The 20,105-nt window shown below is 38.3% G+C and carries 17 protein-coding genes and 1 tRNA gene; 15 read left to right on the plus strand and 3 right to left on the minus strand.

Annotated features, from left to right (window positions below; translation table 11 throughout):
* Positions 1 to 597 precede the first annotated feature (597 nt).
* The 4 genes from ACN9MR_RS04890 (at position 598) to ACN9MR_RS04905 (ending at position 5,716) form a co-directional block, all read left to right on the plus strand.
* Complete coding sequence (locus ACN9MR_RS04890) at positions 598 to 3,192, plus strand: DNA translocase FtsK 4TM domain-containing protein (protein WP_426328494.1); 2,595 nt, start codon at positions 598 to 600, stop codon at positions 3,190 to 3,192.
* Positions 3,193 to 3,253: 61 nt separating this feature from the next.
* A complete protein-coding gene (locus ACN9MR_RS04895) occupies positions 3,254 to 3,904 on the plus strand; it encodes a LolA family protein (protein WP_057933023.1) in 651 nt (216 codons plus the stop codon).
* 725 nt (positions 3,905 to 4,629) lie between these two features.
* Positions 4,630 to 4,902: a hypothetical protein gene (locus ACN9MR_RS04900; protein WP_426328495.1), complete on the plus strand. Its 273-nt coding sequence runs from the start codon at positions 4,630 to 4,632 to the stop codon at positions 4,900 to 4,902.
* A gap of 49 nt (positions 4,903 to 4,951) precedes the next feature.
* Positions 4,952 to 5,716, plus strand: coding sequence for an MBL fold metallo-hydrolase (locus ACN9MR_RS04905; RefSeq protein ID WP_426328496.1), 765 nt, complete (start codon positions 4,952 to 4,954; stop codon positions 5,714 to 5,716).
* Positions 5,717 to 5,749: 33 nt separating this feature from the next.
* On the opposite strand, the gene ACN9MR_RS04910 is transcribed toward ACN9MR_RS04905, so the two are convergent.
* Complete coding sequence (locus tag ACN9MR_RS04910; protein ID WP_426328497.1) at positions 5,750 to 6,388, minus strand: DUF6266 family protein; 639 nt, start codon at positions 6,386 to 6,388, stop codon at positions 5,750 to 5,752.
* Positions 6,389 to 6,795: 407 nt separating this feature from the next.
* Between ACN9MR_RS04910 and ACN9MR_RS04915 the strand changes: the two genes are divergently transcribed.
* The 6 genes from ACN9MR_RS04915 (at position 6,796) to ACN9MR_RS04940 (ending at position 10,932) form a co-directional block, all read left to right on the plus strand.
* Positions 6,796 to 6,879: transfer RNA gene (locus ACN9MR_RS04915), tRNA-Leu, on the plus strand.
* 36 nt (positions 6,880 to 6,915) lie between these two features.
* Positions 6,916 to 7,200: a GIY-YIG nuclease family protein gene (locus ACN9MR_RS04920; protein ID WP_057933025.1), complete on the plus strand. Its 285-nt coding sequence runs from the start codon at positions 6,916 to 6,918 to the stop codon at positions 7,198 to 7,200.
* Positions 7,201 to 7,666: 466 nt separating this feature from the next.
* Positions 7,667 to 8,500 carry an SDR family NAD(P)-dependent oxidoreductase gene (locus ACN9MR_RS04925; RefSeq protein ID WP_426328498.1) on the plus strand — a complete coding sequence of 278 codons (834 nt, stop codon included), beginning with the start codon at positions 7,667 to 7,669 and terminating at the stop codon, positions 8,498 to 8,500.
* 18 nt (positions 8,501 to 8,518) lie between these two features.
* Complete coding sequence (locus tag ACN9MR_RS04930) at positions 8,519 to 9,439, plus strand: helix-turn-helix domain-containing protein (RefSeq protein ID WP_426328499.1); 921 nt, start codon at positions 8,519 to 8,521, stop codon at positions 9,437 to 9,439.
* A 72-nt stretch (positions 9,440 to 9,511) separates the two neighbouring features.
* Positions 9,512 to 10,093 carry a TetR/AcrR family transcriptional regulator gene (locus tag ACN9MR_RS04935; protein ID WP_426328500.1) on the plus strand — a complete coding sequence of 194 codons (582 nt, stop codon included), beginning with the start codon at positions 9,512 to 9,514 and terminating at the stop codon, positions 10,091 to 10,093.
* 47 nt (positions 10,094 to 10,140) lie between these two features.
* Positions 10,141 to 10,932, plus strand: coding sequence for an SDR family NAD(P)-dependent oxidoreductase (locus ACN9MR_RS04940; RefSeq protein ID WP_426328501.1), 792 nt, complete (start codon positions 10,141 to 10,143; stop codon positions 10,930 to 10,932).
* Positions 10,933 to 11,285: 353 nt separating this feature from the next.
* Here ACN9MR_RS04940 and ACN9MR_RS04945 read toward each other — a convergent pair whose 3' ends face one another.
* The gene (locus ACN9MR_RS04945) at positions 11,286 to 13,049 is read right to left on the minus strand and encodes a hypothetical protein (protein ID WP_426328502.1); all 1,764 of its coding nucleotides are present in this window, start codon (positions 13,047 to 13,049) and stop codon (positions 11,286 to 11,288) included.
* A gap of 513 nt (positions 13,050 to 13,562) precedes the next feature.
* Between ACN9MR_RS04945 and ACN9MR_RS04950 the strand changes: the two genes are divergently transcribed.
* From ACN9MR_RS04950 to ACN9MR_RS04965, 4 genes are all read left to right on the plus strand, one after another.
* Positions 13,563 to 14,471, plus strand: coding sequence for an alpha/beta fold hydrolase (locus ACN9MR_RS04950; protein WP_426328503.1), 909 nt, complete (start codon positions 13,563 to 13,565; stop codon positions 14,469 to 14,471).
* A gap of 120 nt (positions 14,472 to 14,591) precedes the next feature.
* Positions 14,592 to 15,464, plus strand: coding sequence for a helix-turn-helix domain-containing protein (locus ACN9MR_RS04955; RefSeq protein WP_426328504.1), 873 nt, complete (start codon positions 14,592 to 14,594; stop codon positions 15,462 to 15,464).
* A gap of 88 nt (positions 15,465 to 15,552) precedes the next feature.
* A complete protein-coding gene (locus ACN9MR_RS04960) occupies positions 15,553 to 16,302 on the plus strand; it encodes a hypothetical protein (protein WP_426328505.1) in 750 nt (249 codons plus the stop codon).
* A 129-nt stretch (positions 16,303 to 16,431) separates the two neighbouring features.
* Positions 16,432 to 17,055, plus strand: coding sequence for a response regulator (locus ACN9MR_RS04965; RefSeq protein WP_426328506.1), 624 nt, complete (start codon positions 16,432 to 16,434; stop codon positions 17,053 to 17,055).
* Between the two features lie 80 nt (positions 17,056 to 17,135).
* Here the strand turns inward: ACN9MR_RS04965 and ACN9MR_RS04970 are convergent, their stop codons facing one another.
* Positions 17,136 to 19,127 (minus strand): tetratricopeptide repeat-containing sensor histidine kinase, encoded by a 1,992-nt coding sequence (locus tag ACN9MR_RS04970; protein ID WP_426328507.1) that lies wholly within the window; start codon positions 19,125 to 19,127, stop codon positions 17,136 to 17,138.
* A gap of 357 nt (positions 19,128 to 19,484) precedes the next feature.
* Between ACN9MR_RS04970 and ACN9MR_RS04975 the strand changes: the two genes are divergently transcribed.
* The gene (locus ACN9MR_RS04975; RefSeq protein ID WP_426328508.1) at positions 19,485 to 20,093 is read left to right on the plus strand and encodes a hypothetical protein; all 609 of its coding nucleotides are present in this window, start codon (positions 19,485 to 19,487) and stop codon (positions 20,091 to 20,093) included.
* Positions 20,094 to 20,105: the final 12 nt, after the last annotated feature.

Raw genomic sequence — 20,105 nt, forward strand, 5'->3', positions numbered from 1 at the left:
CAGGGCTGCGCTTCGCTCCGGTACCGATGAAGGATCGGTACTGAACCCTTACAATCCCTAACGCAAAACCCAGCATTACAGACGCAGGTTAAATAAACCTGATAGAACAATCCCGACGTAAAGAAGTCGGGAGAAGTGATAGCAGGACTATCATAACCGAAATGAGCCGAACCCTGCTTTTCAAAAATAATATGGACCACCTAAGTCACCTAGTATTTCAGACCTTCCAGGTTTAAAAAACTATAAGGTTTTGCGAATAAAAAATCCCGTTTAACCTCTCCAGGCAAAACGGGATAAAACCTAAAACAAAATCCGTTTCATTTGACAAAAACGTAACAACTTGTGTGTTGTTAAAATAATAGACAATAATTTCTGTTTAAGGTTTAATGCCCGATGAATATTTTTATTTAATTTAAGGCAGATTATAAAACCAATAGATAGCGGTGCAAATTTAGCGCATCTTGAAAATAGTGAGTGGTATGATTAAAGTCCTAACAGTAATGCTTACAATTTGTGATTATTTTTTTTGTTAGGCTTTCGTTAATGCTGCGCAGTTTTATCTAAGTTTGTTCAATATTAAATTATTTAGGATAGAAAATGTCGGTAAGGGGTAACCAGTTTAAAACCAATACATTCAGAGATAAAGGTGCAGAAAGTGCACCCGGCAGATCATCATCAGGTCGGCAGCCGAAAGAAAAAAGAGATTTTTTGCCAAGCTTCGATCTGGCAGATGGCCGTGCAGTTAAAATTGTAGGTCTGTTTTTTGTGATATTGTCGTTATACTTTTTAATTGCTTTTACCTCGTATTTATTTACCTGGCAAGATGACCAGAGTTATGTAATCGATGCAAATGGCGGTTGGGGCAATCTTTTTAAAACAACAGAAGAACTAAAAGAAGCTGGTGTTTCTATACCGGTAGTTCAAAACTGGTTAGGCAAGTTTGGCGCCTTGTTATCGCACCAGTTTATTTACGAATGGTTCGGTATTGCATCTTTCTTGTTCGTTTTGGCCTTTTTTATTATTGGCTACCGCTTATTATTTAAAGTTAAAATCCTTTCTATCTCTAAAACATTAGGTTATAGCTTTTTCTTTTTACTGTTCATATCCTTAACCTTAGGTTTTGCACATAGCTTCTGGTCAGAATCGCCGCATTATTTAGAAGGTGAGTTTGGGTATTGGAGCAATAAATTATTAAGTGCCCAAATTGGCGCAGCGGGTGTTGCCGGATTGATCGCCTTTGCGGGATTAACCATTTTAATCATCGCATATAACATCGATTTCAAATTTCCGGAGCGCAAAGAGAAAGAGGTTTACCTGGATAACGAAACGCCAGATTATGTGAATGATATTAGGGAGCAGGCCGTAAAGAACAAAACTTTCGACGAACCATCAGCACCCATTGAATTTCCGGTACGCGATAAACCAGCAGGTAACGAGCGTAAGCCACAAAATGTGGTATTACAGCCGAGCCGTTATGAAGAAAAAGAAGAGGAAGAAGAAGCTGTTGCTCCTGTTGTGCTATCGCCTTTGGCTACCAATTTGCCGCTTGCTACTGCTGCGGCAACAACACTTCCCTTAACGGTAGAACCACCAATTGAAACCGAGAAGGAACCTGCTTTTACAATCGAAAAAACGGAAGAAGATAAAAAATCGGATGATCTGGTTGAACAGTTTGGTAATTATGATGAAAAACTAGATTTATCCGGTTATAAGTACCCAACAATAGATCTGCTCGAAAATTATGGCACCAATAAAATTTCGGTAAATGCCGAAGAACTGGAAGCCAATAAAAATAAAATTGTCGAAACCCTTAATCATTACAATATCGAAATTGATAAGATTAAGGCAACCATTGGTCCAACGGTTACCCTTTACGAAATTATTCCGGCCCCTGGGGTTAGGATTTCGAAGATTAAAAACCTGGAGGATGATATTGCGCTTTCGTTAGCGGCTTTAGGTATCCGTATTATCGCACCAATGCCAGGCAAGGGGACCATCGGTATCGAGGTACCAAACCAGCACCCGGAAATGGTGCCGATGCGCAGTATTCTAAATACCGAAAAATGGAGCCAAACCACTATGGATCTGCCTATTGCACTGGGTAAAACCATTAGCAATGAAGTTTTTATAGCCGATTTAGCTAAAATGCCCCACTTACTGGTGGCAGGGGCAACTGGTCAGGGTAAATCTGTCGGTATTAACGCCATTCTGGTTTCGCTGTTGTTTAAAAAACATCCTGCACAACTGAAATTTGTACTGGTCGATCCGAAAAAAGTAGAGTTAACTTTATTCAATAGAATTGAAAGGCACTTTTTAGCTAAACTGCCGGGAGAGGCCGATGCCATTATTACCGATACCAAAAAAGTAGTCAATACGTTAAACTCACTTTGTATCGAAATGGATCAGCGTTACGATTTACTGAAAGATGCACAGGTTAGGAATTTAAAAGAATACAATGATAAGTTTGTTAAACGCAAGCTTAATCCGAATAACGGTCACCGCTTTTTACCATTCATTGTTTTAGTGGTAGATGAGTTTGCCGATTTAATGATGACGGCTGGTAAAGAGGTAGAGGCACCAATTGCACGTTTGGCACAATTAGCCAGGGCGATCGGGATCCACCTGGTTCTGGCTACCCAGCGCCCATCGGTAAATATTATTACCGGTACCATTAAAGCCAACTTCCCGGCCAGGTTAGCCTTTAGGGTATTGTCGAAAATCGATTCGAGAACCATTTTGGATAGTGGAGGCGCCGATCAGTTAATTGGCCGTGGTGATATGCTTTTATCTACAGGTAGCGACTTAATCAGGCTACAGTGTGCTTTCGTTGATACACCTGAGGTAGACCGGATTTCTGAATATATCGGTAACCAACGCGGTTATGCCGATGCTTATCAACTGCCAGAATATATAGATGAAGCCGGGGAGGGAAGTAAGGCCGATTTTGATCCTAATGAACGTGATAAGTTCTTTGAAGATGCAGCCAGGCTGATTGTGATGCATCAGCAGGGTTCTACGTCATTAATACAGCGTAAATTAAAATTAGGCTACAACAGGGCCGGCCGGATTATCGATCAATTGGAAGCTGCGGGAATCGTTGGTCCCTTTGAAGGAAGTAAGGCGCGCGAAGTCTTGTATCCGGATGAATATTCTTTGGAACAGTTCTTGAATAGTATGGATGACAAAGATTAGATTAAACCAATACCAAAAAATCTACTCTAACGTTTCAAAGGAAAAATTTAAAAAAGAAAAGATGAAGAAATTAATTTCAGCATTAATGGTTGTAGTTGCTTTTACAACTTCAACTTATGCTCAAACTGATGCGAAAGCTAAAGCCATTTTAGCTGAGGTGAGTAAAAAATACAAATCGTATAATATTGTAAAAACAGATTTTACCTTCACTTTGGATAATCCAAAGGCAAAAGTAAAAGAAACCCAGCAAGGTACTTTGTATGTTAAAGCCAATTCTAATAAGTATAAAGTAGCGATGACGAATCAAGAATTGTTTAGCGATGGTAAAAGCCAATGGACTTATTTGAAAAAAGACAAAGAGGTGCAGGTAAGCAATGTAGATAACAGTGGCGATGCCATTAACCCTGCAAAGATTTTTACGGTTTACGAAAAAGGATTTAAATATGTGTACACAGGTGAAGAAAAGGCTGGTGCCAAAACTTACCAAATGATTGATTTAACACCTGTTGACGCTAAAAAATCGATTTTTAAAGTACGTTTAAGTATCGATAAAGCAGCTAAACAAATTGCCAACGTGGTGTTGTTCGATAAAAACGGAAATAAATACACTTACAATGTGAAAACATTTTCGCCTAATGTAAATGTACCAGAAACTACTTTTGCTTTCGATGCCAAAAAATACCCTGGTGTTGAAGTGGTAGATTTAAGATAATAATTTATTACCGTCTCGGCGGGATGAAACCTGGAGGTTCAGCTGGAAACAGCTGAACCTTTTTTTGTTTTATTGAAGTCAGATTTTTAGGTGTATCGTAGGCCATATGGCCTTTTTTGAAAAGTATTTGCGGTAATTCTTAGGTTACACCATTCCCGCCATTCGTTATGGCACCGATTTATTCTGCTATGTGGAGCACATCTTTTTTGAGACTAGTTTAGGCATCATGCTAACTTGCTTTAATAACACACAGGTTTTACCGAAGAACGCCGTCAATCCCAAGAGCCGGAGAAATCAAAAAAACAGGTGCAGTTCAGGTAAATTGGCACTAACAAACCTGAAACGCAGTGGTTTTGTGTTCATGAGCGATGATTTGAAGTTTAAAAAATATTGAACACAAAACGAAGTGCCGCTGTTTTTTTGATTTGGATGGGATTGTGCAAAGGGCTCATTGCTGGATTGACAAAGCGCTTTGGGTACTTTGGCGCTCCAAAGTATCATGCCCCCGCGGCAAGAGCGGGAAAATGAACTTTGCTTTAAAATTATTTGTTAAGTAATCAAGATAAGTAATAGCAGGAAAGATGCTGAAACAAGTTCAGCATGACGATCGCTTTAGTAATTGTACTTGATAGGACATTGTTCAGGATGGAAATGAACACACTGGTTGATAAATTTTTCATCATGTATTTATGAATGCTGCGCAGATTTATCTAAGTTTGTTTCCAATGTCATTGCCACTAACAAACCATACCTTAGAGAAACTAGAAAGCCTGCTTTTTGCTATGGGCTATAAGGTTCGTTATGAGAAAGGGAACTTTAAAACGGGTTCTTGCCTGCTCGAGCACAATAAGGTTGTTGTGGTAAACAAATTTTCAAATCTGGAAGGAAAAATTGCTGCATTGGTAACTTTGGTTAAGCAAACCAATACAGATGAAAACCTGTTAGAAGAAAAACAGCGCCAATTCTACCTATCCTTACAGCAAACCGAATTATTTTAATGAAGATACAACTCCAGCATTACAATTATAGAAAGGAAAGTTTAAACAGATGAAGGTTACTTTTTTAGGTACTGGTACATCACAAGGCGTTCCTGTAATTGCTTGTAATTGCGAAGTTTGTTTATCTGCTGATAAAAGAGATAACCGCTTACGGACTTCAATATTAATTGAAACAGCTGATAAAACCATTGTGGTAGATAGCGGGCCTGATTTCCGGTACCAGCTTTTACGCGAAAAAGTAAAAGATCTTGATGCGGTGTTGTTTACCCACGAACACAAGGATCATATTGCCGGTTTAGATGATATCAGACCGTTTAATTACCTGCTGCATAAGGTAATCGATGTTTATGCGACAGATAGGGTTCAAACAGCTTTAAAAAGAGAGTTCTATTATATCTTTGCCGAGACTAAATACCATGGTTTGCCGCAGATTAATTTACATACGGTAACCAATGGCGAAGATTTTAAAATTGGTAAAACAACCATCATTCCTTTTGAAGTGATGCACCATTTGCTGCCCATTACAGGGTACAGAATTGGTGATTTTACGTACATCACGGATGCCAAAACCATATCGGAGCAAAGTTTTGAAAAAATTAAGGGAACAAAAATATTGGTATTGAATGCCTTACAAAAAGAACCACATATTTCTCATTTTACTTTAAGCGAGGCCATCGCCTTTGCTGAAAGGGTAGGTGCGGACACTACTTATCTTACACACATCAGTCATAATCTGGGTAAACATGCCGATGTAGAAAAGAATTTACCTGAGCATATCCATCTGGCTTACGATGGACTATCTTTTGAATGTTAAAATCATATCGTATAGCGGTTAATTGCGCTACTATTAAAAAATAAAAGTGCCACAATAGGTACTCATTGATATTTCCGTTCTGTCATCTGAAATAAAAGCAATCCAGGTATGAAATGCCTTTCCTTTATAAAAGGAAGGAATTTCCAGGCTTTCCCTTTCTTTTGACCGCCTGGCACCACCTGTTTCATAGATGGCCGTTTTGTTCTCCAAATCATAAACCATTAACATCACCTGGTCATGTTTCCTGTTATAATCGCCATTGGAATTATCCGACCAGCTAAAATGCACACCCATATCATCCTGTTCAAGTTTAACGTTCGTTGCACCGCTGATATTTCCAAAGGTCAAACGCAGGGCTTCATAGTCGATTTCGCCAGTTGCATTTTGTGCGTTTAACATGTTATAAGATTTTGCAGCATTATGTGCAGTCATCATTCGCTTTTTCGACTCCATGTTAAAACCAATCCGGATAAAATCCACAATCGGACTTAAAAAGGTTTGCATCATTGTAAAACGCGACCTGCAGGCCTTTTGATCTGCGCTGCCTATTTTGTTTTTGATCGATTTTCTGCGCTTGCTTCTGATGATCCATTTCCCATTTAGGTAATAGCCAGTTACGGCACCTACTGTTCCGGTAAATCCACCGTTAATTCCACTTTCTATTTTTCCCATGATTGCGTTAATTTATGTGTAAAACAAGATAGCAAATTGCTGATTACTAAACAAATAATTTGTATTTGCTGCTGATTTACGTCGGGTTTTATTCGGTTTCAATTGTCATAAGTCCGACGAAACCCCGACTTAAGTGCGACGAAAGTCCGGCTAAAAAGTTACACTGTTATATCTGTATTATACGGGTTACTATAGTAAGTTGTGTTACTGTTTATAATTGAATTAAGTGTTACTGTATATGATTTACCATGCTAAGATTTGCTTTCCGGAATTTCAGTTCAAAAAATATTTGATGAATGTTGCATCGCACTATGGTTAATTTATATATTTGCAAACTTCAAACCCAGGTGGCGGTCCCGATAGCTATCGGGATGATAGACGCATTCGGGAATGATTAAATAGTAAATACCCAGGTGGCGAAATTGGTAGACGCACCAGCTTGAGGGGCTGGCGCCTGTATGGGTGTGGGAGTTCGAATCTCCTCTTGGGTACGAAGAGTTTGGTTAAACCAAACTCTTTTTCGTTATATGGCATCAGTTTATATTCTTTTTTCAAAAAAATTGAACCGTTTTTATACTGGTAGTTGTTTAGATTTATCCCAACGATTAGATGAACATTTACAAGGTGTTTATACTGATAGTTTTACCAGTAAAGCTACCGACTGGGAACTTTTTCTTCATATCAATGATTTGGCATACCAGCAAGCTAGGCTGATTGAACTACATATTAAAAAAATGAAAAGTATAACTTACATAAAAAACCTAAAAAAATACGAAGATATTCAAACCAGGCTTATTATGCTGTATAGATAACGGTGGCGGCCCCGATAGCTATCGGGGTGGTAGACGCACCAGCTTGAGGGGCTGGCGCCAGTATGGGTGTGGGAGTTCGATCCGATAGCTATCTGATCTCCTCTTGGGTACAACTGTACTTTGAACAAATCAAAGTACGGTTTTTTAATGTCAAATCAGTCTTCTATGCTATCTCAGCATTGTTAAAAGTATTCCTTTTAAAGGTTTTTACAACTACGGTGGGTAGAAGATTAAGTTTGAACATTTCTTATTCAAGATAGCAGGTGCAGAATATTGCATTAGAAACTTCTCGTTTTATAATAGGCTATAGTTAGATGACTAACAATGGATGGTTGTAGTGCTCAGCTAAAATTCAGTCATTCACCCTGAATTCATTGATCCTGAAATTGGATACATATGTCAGTAAAATGGATACTTTTACCAGTCCGTGTTCGCCGAATTTTGTGTCACAATCAAAATTAAAAAAATGAATACACAAAAAGTATGGTTTATCACAGGTGCATCCAAAGGGATGGGGCTTGAAACTGCCAAACTCGTATTGGCAAACGGCGACAAATTGGTAGCTACTTCACGGAATGTTAACGAACTCATGAGCAGCCTCGGCGAAGCTAGCGAAAACTTTCTTCCTCTGGCATTAGATATTACCAACGACGGAGCCGTTAGCGATGCCATATTCAAAAGCATTGTGCATTTTGGAAAGCTGGACGTGGTATTAAATAATGCCGGCTATTATCTGGTGGGGAGTTTGGAAGAAATTTCTGAAGAAGAATTCCGTAAAACGCAGGAGGTTAACGTTTTTGGAACAGTGAACATTATTCGTCATGTGCTACCGTACCTCCGAAAACAGCAATCTGGACACATCATTAACATTGCTTCAAATATGGGTTACATAGGTTACGCCAGTACCGGAAGTTACAACGCGGCCAAATTTGCTGTTGTAGGTCTTTCAGAAGCATTGGCACAGGAAGTCAAACCCTTTGGCATTAAGGTTACTGTGGTGGCTCCAGGTATGTTCCGTACTAATTTCATGTCTGATCATACGCTGGTTGTGGCCAAAAAAAATGTGATCGGTTACGGTAAAAAAGAACATGCAGCCATGTTAAGCAGTTTTAACGGACACCAGCCAGGCGATCCGAAAAAACTGGCAAAAGCACTGAATGCAATTGTAAAAGCAGAAGAACCTCCCGTTCACCTTGTTCTTGGACCAGATAGCTACAGCTCTATCCTGGAACACCGGAAAAAGGAGCAAGCTGAAATGGAACAATGGAAACACCTGTCACTTTCCACTAACTTCGATTAATTGGTTAAATTTGAGGAAATGAAGAAGACAGATCAATCACCTTACCAGATCAGTTCGATTTCTGAACTGCACCGTTTATTTGCACTTTCAAAGCCCGATCATCCTTTGATAAGTGTGATTGATTTTGCACTGCTGAGCTACAAACACAGTGATGTATGGAGGCATTTTACGAATGATTTCTACTGCATAGCCATAAAAACTGGTACAAACGGCAAATTCCGTTATGGGCAGCAGGATTACGATTTTGAAGAAGGGATCATGACATTCACTAAACCAGGACAGGTGTTCTCGGTACGAGAAACAGACGGGAAACAGGTTAATGGCCACATGCTGGTATTTAAGCCAGCGCTCATCCAGAATTATCCCTTAGCGAAGCGTATTAAAGATTACGGTTTTTTCTCATATTCGGTTGCAGAGGCACTCCATTTGTCGGTAAAAGAAGAAGAAGTTATTTTCTCCCTCCTGAAACAAATGCAGCAGGAGCTAAAAAACAGTATCGATCAATATAGCCAGGATGTGATGGTTTCTCATGTAGAGCTACTACTTAGTTACTCAAATCGCTTTTACAACAGGCAGTTCATTACCAGAAAGGCTGTACATCACGATCTTTTAACAAGGTTAGAAGAAATTCTTACGGGCTATTTTGAAAACGATAAAAAGCTTGTGCTTACGCTTCCCAGTGTCAAAATACTTGCCGATGAGCTTAACCTTTCTGCCAATTACTTAAGTGATATGTTGCGCAGCCTCACCGGACAAAGCACCCTGCAGTATATCCACAATCATATCATCGAGGCAGCAAAAGTTTTACTTTCTACAACAAGCCTTAATATTAGCGAAATTGCTTACCGCTTTGGATTTGAGTATCCTCAGTCCTTTAATAAGTTATTTAAGAAAAAAACCATGCAAACTCCTTTGCAGTATCGGCAATCATTTAATTAATTCAGCCCATTTTTTGGATAACCAGTTGAACTTTCTATTTTTGTATTGATCAATACAAAAGTGATTATATCAATGAAAGGAAGACCTACATTATTTGATAATACCGAGTTGGTGAGCAAAGCGCAACAGATTTTCTGGGAAAAAGGATATACGGCAACCTCGCTAAACGATTTGTTGACCGCTACCGGAGTAGGTTCCGGTAGCTTTTACAACAGCTTTAAAGGAGGGAAGAAGGAAGTTTTCAGCGCCGCAATTCAACAGCGGAGGGAAGCATTTAATGATTTCAGAAAAATACTGGAAAGAAGCGAGTTTCCGCTGGCCTTGATAAAAGACTTTTTCAGGAGTATAGCTAAAGCAAACCAAACAGACCATTTTAGGGGTTGTATCATAGCAAACACAGTTGTAGAAATGACTTTTATTGATGATGAGCTGGAGACAGATGCCATTCGAATACTAAAAGATGTTGAGCAGATGTTTGTGAACGCAATTGAAAGAGAAAAGGAATTCGGTCACCTGCAAAACCCATTATCATCGCAGATTTTGGGTAGATACCTGATCACTTTCTGGTGCGGCCTTAATACCCTCAGAAGAATTTATCCTGATGAAAAAGTACTCGCAGTGCAGGTAGAAATGCAGCTGGATATTATAAGTTAAATTTTTTTGACCAATTATGTATTGATCGATACAAAAATAAAAATAAGATGGATTTAAAATTAAAAGGAAAAAGGGCGTTTATCAGTGGCGCGACACAGGGAATTGGATTTGCCATTGCGCAGCAATTACTGGCTGAAGAGGCTGAGGTCATCATAAACGGTCGTGAAGAGACAAAAATGAATGCTGCAGTTGCGGCGTTACAAAAACAATTTCCAAATGCGATTGTATCTGGGATCGCAGCTGATTTTTCTGTTAAAGCACAGATAGAAGCCCTGTTAAGTCAATTAAATGATATCGATATTCTGATTAACAATGTCGGGATTTTTGACCTGAAAGATTTTGCGCAAACTACCGATAACGATTGGTATCACATGTTTGAGATCAATGTCATGAGCAGCGTAAGATTATCAAGGGCATTATTGCCGAAGATGCTCAGCAAGAACAGCGGAAGGGTCATTTTTATCAGCAGTGAGTCGGGTGTTAATGTTCCTGATAATATGATACATTACGGAATGACCAAAGCTGCAATGATGTCCGTGAGCAATGGCTTATCAAAATTAACCAAAGGCACAGAGGTTACGGTAAATACTATTTTAGGCGGGCCGACTTATTCTGATGGCGTAGCTAAAACCGTTGAACATATTGCAGGTATACAAAATATGAGTGTGGAGCAGTTAAAAGATGGCATTATGCAGCAAACTAACCCTCATTCACTATTAGGACGCTTTATTGACCCGGCAGAAATTGCCAACCTGGCTGCTTATCTTTCCAGTCCGTTGTCTTTAGCTACAAATGGAGCTAGCTTGAGGGCTGACGGTGGTGTTTTGAAGACGCTTTGATCTTGTTTTCAATAGTTAATTCAAATAAAGTATTAGTTTTATTATGTGAACCTTGAGGTTATATAAACTTCAATATAAACCAAAACTACAATCTCTCACATTTGCTAATTTTTTGTTCTAAAATAGTCTTGTCAAGGTATACATGTTCTGATAAGAGCTTGTTTTATAGAAAAACTAAATGAATTTCTTCTCTCCAAATCCTCAATTATAGGCTCTATAAGTAATAAAAAACGATTTAAATGCTCAAAGTAGTCCTGCTCAACGGTACTAAACAGATTCATGGTTAATTTTTTAAAGGGTTGCTCTTTAAAAAGCAACCTTTTTTTATTTTCAATAAGCTACAAAGACTAAGCCTATTTAATAACTACATTGTATAGCGCAGCTGACCCGATATACTGTCGGTCGTAACCAAAACCAACATATAATTTATCGTTTATTGTTCCGAAGTAACCATAATTATTACTTACCCAACCTGTGTAATAGCTATAGCCACTTACGCTGCTCCAGGTATTGGCATCAGGATCATAAACAGCAAAAACAGAAGAATAAATAGAACTAAAAATGGTATTCCCTCCACCATATACATATATTTTTCCCCTGTAACTGGCCAGATTCGGGGCAGCAATGGCAAACTCATTGTCGTTAGTAATTACCCAGTTTTTGCCTGGGTCGGTAATCCAGCTCCTAGGTATTAAAGTCTTGGTATTCATATCCATTTCAAAGAACTGGTTTTTAGTTACTGTACCCGAATATGGCGAGCTCACCCTCTTAGATACCAGCAAATAAACTTTCCCGTTATTAATAACTGTTTTGTAAACCGTAATTGAGCCCTTGTCGTTTGGTAAATCCATAAACTTCTTCCAACTGTTATCTGCAGGATCATAAACATGCATTTCGTAATAATAAGTGCCGTAAGATTTATAGCTTAAAAGGCAATATAATTTGCCGCCATGGCTAAAACAACCAAAAAATTGTTCATCAATTTTTGTTTGGTTTGATGGACCGTTACTGGATAGAATGGTCTTTTTCCATACATTATTACCTGGATTAAATGTCCATAACCATTCTTCATATAAAAAGGGATAGGTATTACCATAATCTCTTATATTGGGACAAAAATAAATGAGTCCGTTTATGCTTTGGCCGCCATTGTATTCGGAATACCGGGTTTCCGGCGGGTTAGGAAGTTTGGTCCAGGTATAGGTAGCTGGCGACCATTTATGAAACTGTGGTTGTTCGGTACCTGATCCTGTCCATCTATTAATATAAGTGTAAAGTTCGTTATTGTGAACAATATAATCGCCGCCCTGATTGTTGCCTATGGGGTGCAACACCTTGTTTAATAAACCACCACTTACCACCACAACATCCGCACTGTATACCAGCTTGTCGTAGTTGTACAATTCAAATTTGGCATTGCCTGTCGGAATATTTTCAGGCACATCGAACACGAGTTTTTTAATTTCAGTAACGCCCCAACTGTCTATAAATTTGCCTAAAGGGGCATTAATGCCGTTAATCTTTGCCTTATAGCCTTTGTAATCATAGTCCGTCATGTAAATGGATACCGTTAACGAATTGTCTAAACCTGTGTAAGGAGTTTGATCATAGGTAACCAGTCCATCTTTCGAATGGTTATTATCAATGGCAAGTCCATTTACAATATATTTATTCTGTACCTGCCAGAGTGAGAATTCCTGGCGATAAATTTTTGAATATACCTTGATACCACTGCTGTTAAAAAAATATACCTGATACCAAACTTTATTATCGGTCGGGTAAGCTTTTAACGTAATTTTTGCCAGATATGACAGTGTATTAACGAAACTCTTTACATCGGTACCGGCATTTTTTACCAGCGAAATAGAATCTGTAGCATAGGTAACCCCGGTTGCAGAGGTAGTGAAGTTCAAGGTATAGGATACCGTAAAGTTAATCTGATCGATGCTTACAGCGGTTATGTCGTTAGCCTTTGGGAGATTATCAACAACTGGTGGAGTAGGGATAGGTGCTGCTGCTTTTTTACAGGCCACTCCGTATACCAATAAAAAGAATAAACCAAACGTACGGAGCAAAATGCTCGGGCGGGTGTTGTTAAACTGAAGAAATGAAAGCATTAATGAGATGTGTAATTTGAGTACCAAGATAATGAAAACCGCATTAACAGTTAATAAAATGTTATCGAATTTTTGATGAAAATTGATAGGAATTAGCCCTGGTGCCTTTGGTTCCACCTGTTACCAAGGCAATCTTGCCCGATCATTCGCTATTAAAGTTAAATTCTTTTCCGTTATACATACAAAATCAGTTATACTCCAGTTTCCTGTAAGAACGGTATTACGATTCAGATCGCGTAAAATTTATCCCTATGCGATTGGTATTTCCCTAATTGCTATAATTAAATGTTCCCGGGACATTTGCTTTGGTATTATTAAGCATGCCATGTGGAATAGGATAAAAATCCAATCGTTCGTTGATAATGATTTAGAATAAGCATCATAAATATCCTTTTAGGGAAAAATGTACAATATTGTTGTCCGTTTGTCCATTCCCTGGGCCTGGCGTTCTCCCCATCTTTGTATTGTCAACAAACAACAAATATTTCAAACATTAATTTAAAAAAAATAACAATGAAAAATCTAATCTTAATCGCAAGTCTGATCATCACTTTATTAACCAGCCAATTCGCCTTTTCACAAAGCAAAAGAGTCCCCGCTTCAGCCGGAAGGTCGGAATATATCGAAGTTGAGCCAGGTGTAAAACTTCACGTAACTGATCTTGGCGAAGGTCAACCCATCGTATTGATCCACGGATGGCCATTGAGCGATGAAATGTACCAATATCAGTATCAATATCTGGTAAGGAAAGGTTTCAGGGTAATCGGCATTTCACTACGTGGTTTTGGTAAATCTGATAAACCTTATGGAAAGTACAATTTCGATGTTTTTTCTGATGATATTTATGCTGTTCTCCATACCTTAAAAATAGAGAATGCTGTATTGGGTGGTTTTTCTATGGGCGGTGCTGTTACCATTCATTATGTAAACAAGTATAAATCTGCACATGTAAGCAAACTTGCACTATTTGCAGCAGCTGCCCCATCATGGAAACAACGTGCGGATTACAATTACGGAATAACTCAGGAAGGTGCTGCCGCACTGATCAAGCAAACCATGACCAACAGGGAAGAGCTGATAGATGGGTTAGGTGCAGCATTTGCGGCCAAAGGTACCACACTTCAAAAAAATACAGAGAAATGGCTTGAAAATATCAACTTATCTGCAAGCCCATATGTAGTTACCGAATCTATCAGTGCCCTTGGCGATCTGGATTTGCGCCCAGTACTTAAGAACATAACCATCCCTGTAGCCATATTTCAGGGTACAAAAGATCAACTGATTGATTTTTCCTTAGCTGAACAATTGCATAAAGGCTTAAAAAACTCATACATCGTGAAATTCGAGAACAGCGGACATGCACTTTTTGTAGAGGAGATGGATAAATTCAACTCGGAGCTTGAGCAGTTTGCGAAAAAATAATTATAAGATAAGATTACTTGCGGGTTTAAATGCCCGCAAGTAATTTTTGCTTTAACCAAATATTGCAATCGTTACCAATAATGGTAATTTTATTTTTTAATTCATTTTATTAACCTTTTCATGAAACAAAGCATTTTTGATGTAAACCTTAAAACCATCGGCATGGTAAATGTTGATTTAGAAAGTATTGAGGCCATCAATGCCGAAGCATACAAATCCTATATCAAGGTGCTTTATCTTAATGAGGGATTTGAAATAAAAGTAGACTTTAACGTTTACCATACCACCAGTCCAACGCTGTTCTTTATCAGTCCAAATCAGGTACTCAGCATCGAAAAACTTGGTGAGCAATCCGGTCGTCTGGTGTTCTATAACCGCGATTTCTATTGTATACAGTTGCATGATGAAGAAGTTGCCTGCGATGGGCTCCTGTTCAATAACATCAATAATATGCCAATGACGGTGATACCCCAGCACGATGCCACATTTATAGAATACCTGTTTTCCAGGATCGAGGATGAATTTGAACTGAAAGACGGATCGCTGGAAGAAATGATCAGGACTTACCTTAAACAGCTTTTGATCAAGTCTACCCGACTATGGAAGGTGCAGCACCTGGAAGGGGTGATGGCTGCCAGGCCGAACAACGACCTTGAGTTCTTTAGGAAGTTTACCCAATTGGTCGAAGCAAACTTTAAAGAAAAACATCATGTTGCCGATTACGCCGATCTGCTGATGATAGCCCCCAAAACCCTTACCCATAGGTTCAAGCGGCTTAAGCTCCCTCAGCCGAACGAAATCATCAAGAACAGGATTATCCTGGAGGCTAAAAGATTGCTTGTACATACAGACAGAACGGCAAAGGAGATTGCCTATTCCCTCGGTTATGACGATCCTGCCTATTTCAGCAGATTGTTTTTTATCAAGACCGGCGAGCCTCCATCTGGCTTCAGGTCTAAATACCTGAGTATACAGGAACCAAAACAGACTTAATCTTCAACGATCTTTTATGTCATCGAATAGAAATAGAGCGCTTTTGCAAGGCATTGCGGCAGCGTTAAAAAAAATCAAATAATTAAACATGAAAGCGAAGCTTATTGTATTGGTAACCATTCTCATTTTAACATCGGTGAAAACCTTTGCAGGTTGGTACAATACTTACAATTACACGGGTTTAATCGACAGGTATCCGGTTACTTTATCTTTTCAGGTAAAAGAAGGCTATTTTGGTGAGCCTGCAAAAAAACACTATAATGTTATTGGGGTCTATAAATACGATAAACTTAATCATCCTATCAGGCTTGAGGGTGTTTTTAACCAAAGTACCCAGGAGATTAAAATTTATGAAATTGGAACTAACGACAGGATTTCTGCCACTTTTCACCTTAATTTTTCGCCTCAGCAACTCACAGGTACCTGGAGCGGTGGTAAAAGTAAACTGAAGGTAGACCTCCGGCTTGTAAACAGACTCAGTGATCTCTCAGATGAGGCGTTCGATAACATCCAGATCCTTCAGTTTCCTTCTTTGAAGGATTACTATTTTATCGGTGTTTATGCTAAAAAGAGCAAATCTGCCGAAGCGCACATGCGCGAATTACAGATCATCAATAAGGAAACTAATAAAACCTTTCAGACACTTAATTTTGAACCTATCGAAACGCCCACAGGCAATGTCATGACCATTATTTACGATAACATTACAACAGGTAAAGGCAATGATTTTCTGATTTCCAACCAGATCGGCAGGGTTGGCGGATACCTTAACGTGAATTTTAATATCAAGAACAAACGGTTTGTTCTAAATCCGGAACCGGTTGCAGAAGGGTTGTAAAGGTTGAAAAATGCAATACTTTTAATTCGTGCTTATTGGTATATTTCTGATATTTTAGTTGATGATATTAGATGACAAAGAATATAACTTCTAGCGTGGTTACTTAATGGTATTAGCAATTGATTTGAAATGATTAAAGTAATTATTATAGACGACCATCCTATTGTATCTGACGGATTGAAAAACCTGCTTACTAGCCGCGATGATATGGAGGTAATAGCCTGTTACGATACCGGGCAGGCAGGTTTAGAGGGGATAAACAATTTAAAGCCAAATGTGGTATTGCTTGATATCAGCCTGCCAGATATAAGCGGCGTAGAAATATGCAAACAGCTAAGAAAAACCGATAACCAGGTTGGTATTATTGCGCTGAGCATGCATAATGAACGGCCCGTAATTAAAAGTGTTTTACAAAGCGGTGCAAATGGTTATGTTCTCAAAAATTCAGTGGGTCAGGAGATCATATCTGCCATTCAGACCATTTTAAGTGGCCAAAAATACCTGTGCAGCAAATCGAAAGAGATTATGTACAGCTACCAAAAAGGCAATTTGGTAGAAATACCACACATTACCCGTAGAGAAAAAGAAGTATTGCAGCTGGTAGGCAAAGGGCTAACCACAGGGCAAATAGCCACGCACTTGTTTGTCAGCCCTCATACGGTAGAGAGCCACCGTAAAAATCTGATCGAAAAATTTGAAGTAGCCAGTATGTCGGCAGTGGTAAACCTAGCTATAAAGTATGGGTTGATATAATGAAAAAATCTTCTTATTGATAATCCATAAGATAGATAATAACTACTATTTGCCTGGTTAAAGATTTAAGCAAATACCCGTTACGTAGTAACATTCAATTCTATATTAATAGAAGTACCCGGTTTATTTTCAGCTGATAAAATTTCCATTTCACCATCTAAATAGGCTACCCTGTTTTTCATATTCTGAATGCCCATACCCTTAGTTAAATAGGAGGGGTCAAAACCCTTGCCATCATCTTCTATGGTGATGTAAAATCTGTTATCGTTTTGCGAGCACTGCAACAAAATGTTTTTTGCCGCTGCGTGCTTAACGGCATTGTGTATGGCCTCTTGTATAATGCGGTATATGCTAATTTGCTGTTGTGGCAAAAATACATGTTTAGCGCCCAGGTATTTAAAATCAATGTTCAGTTTCTCAGATGTTAACGATGCACACAAGTCCCTTAATGATTCCTCCAGTCCAAATTTGAGCAGCATTTCTGGCATCATGTCATGTGCTATCCGGCGCAGGTCATTTATCGAACCTTCCATCTGATCCATGATTTGGTACAGTTCAGGATCTCCATTGCTTTCCTTTTTTGTGGCGTAATGCGAAAGATTGATCTTGATTCCCGCAAGCGTTCCGCCCAATCCATCGTGCAAATCGCGGGCAACCCTGCCTTGTTCCTCTTCTTTGGCATTTAACATGGCCTGAACAATTTTTATTTTCTGCCTGCGGTCAAAATCTTCTATTTGTTGCTGGTGGTTTAAATCTTTTTGTACCGTTAATTTTTTACTGCTCCGATAAAAAAGCCAGCCCAAAATGGCAACGATCAATAAAAACAAACAAGCTATACCAAATAGCCAGCTTATTAGCTTGCTGTTTTTTGCCGATAGGTTTGCTTTTTCATTTTCAGCATTAAGGGCAATTATTTTTTTCTCTTTTTCTGCTGTTTTAAATTTTACTTCAAGTGCACTTATTTTGTGTTCAACCTCCTGGGCATTTAAACTATCTTTTAATCTGCTGTATTTTTTAAGCCAGGTATAGGCCATTTTACTGTTGCCTAATTTGCTATAGGTTTCTGATAGTTCAAAATAATAAATCAAATCGTCCGACGAGTGCTTATACATAACAAGGCCTTCTACATTTCTTTTTAAAACTGCTAAGGCTTTTTGATATGCTTTTTGCTTGATGAATAGCCGGTACATCTCTAAAGATAAATTTCGCTCCATATTATAGTCTTTTGACTGTACAGCGAGCGCTTCCCCTTTTTTTAAAGCCTGTAATGCTTTGCTATATGCTTTGGTAGTTGTATAATATGTTCCTTCCACTATGTAGAATTTCATAAAATTTACGGGGTCTGTAGTTTTAATAAGAAAGGTTTTAGCCTTGTCTAATTCTTTTTTTGCAAGTAATACATTGTTTTGATATAAATAATTTCGACTAAGACTGATGTGATTTTGGTACAAGTCATTAATATATATGTTGGGTTGTTTTTCTAATAACGAAATAGACAATCGAAGATATTCCGCTGCTTTGCTGTATTGTTGGCAGTCCATAAATATCATCCCTATATTGTGATAATTTACTGCCAGATGTTGAATATTGCCTGTTTTTTTTACGAGGGGAATAACTTTGTTTATGAAAATATCGATAGAAGTAATGGAGTTATCTTTTATACTGAATTCTAAAATGGCATAATTCGTCCAACATTTACTTCTGAAAAGAAATGCCTCTTTACTGTTAAATTTCGATAACTGTCTGTCGGCCTCCAAATAGTTTGTTTCGCTTTTTGAACTATTGGTCAAAAAATAATATCCGCCCAGATAATAATAATAAAGTGCCTTAACATAAGGATATTTATCTCCATATTTTAAACCTTTTGCGAGGAAGCTTTTAGATTTTAAGGTATCCTTGTCCGACCAATAATCTGATAAAAGGAATAGTGAACGCGCTTTTAGGCTATCAGATTTGGTATTTGCCGAAAGTTTTAACAAACTATCCGGGTAGTGTGCATCAGTTATGGGCAATTGCGCAAATGATAGGTAAGCACAAACCATAAACAAACAGGATAGAGCGGTTTTTTTCATTAAAAGCACATAGTATGGGTGTGGCAATAAAATCAAATATCCCCGAAATCAGGGATAAATACAAACATGTTCCGGTTTAACTTTGGGTATTATATTATAAGATGATTAGAAATTTTAAAAAACTGCAAAGCTGTTGATTTAAGAAAAACAAAACATGAGTTTATCTATAAAACGGTAGTCCAGGTTTAATGGAGTAAAAAGCATAGAATTAAATTAATAACTGTCTCTTAATCGCCCAAGGTAAAAACCTGGATAAATTTTAGCAAGTTATCCGGGTTTTTTGCTTAATGAATCGATATATTGTATTTATTATCAGGATCTTAAGGTTATAATGAGGCCAAATAAAACTTTGAAAAAATGATGAACAAAAGAATACCAAAAATACTGTTGGTTAAAATGTTGCTTTTATATTGTAGTATGATGGTCTATGCGCAGAAAACCCCAGAATGGGTTCTTCCTACTACCCCTTTTAATGAAGCAGAAACGGCCAAATTGATGGAAAAAGGAACAGCTGTTATCCAAGGTACCGCCACACTGAAAAAAAAGGGAAAAGATAATTTTGGCGTTAAAGGGAGCCAGATTTTGCTATTCCCGGTAACACCTTATTTTACTGAATTTTTGGAGTTGAAGAAAAAATTTAATAGCCGTAAAAAACAGGCTTCTATGAGTCCCGTTGCATTTACTTACCGGGTAGAAGGCAGGTTTTTGGATGATAAGGGAACGTTTCAGTTCACCAACCTGAAACCCGGAAAGTATTATGCAATTAGCTGGATAGCCTTTGCCAGGCAAAAAACAGTTGCTGTTCAAACCGGCACAAGCACTTCTTATAATGTTTATGGATATGCTTTAGGCTCGTCGCCAATTTATGAGGATCAGTATTACGATGTTTTTATTGAAAATGAGGTAAGTGGGTTTGTTGAGGTTAAAGAAGCTGGTGCAGTAGTAAATGTAGTGGTGAGCAATTAAAATGAGAAAAAT

Origin of the sequence: Pedobacter sp. R-06 (assembly GCF_049913135.1) — a bacterium.
GTDB lineage: Bacteria > Bacteroidota > Bacteroidia > Sphingobacteriales > Sphingobacteriaceae > Pedobacter.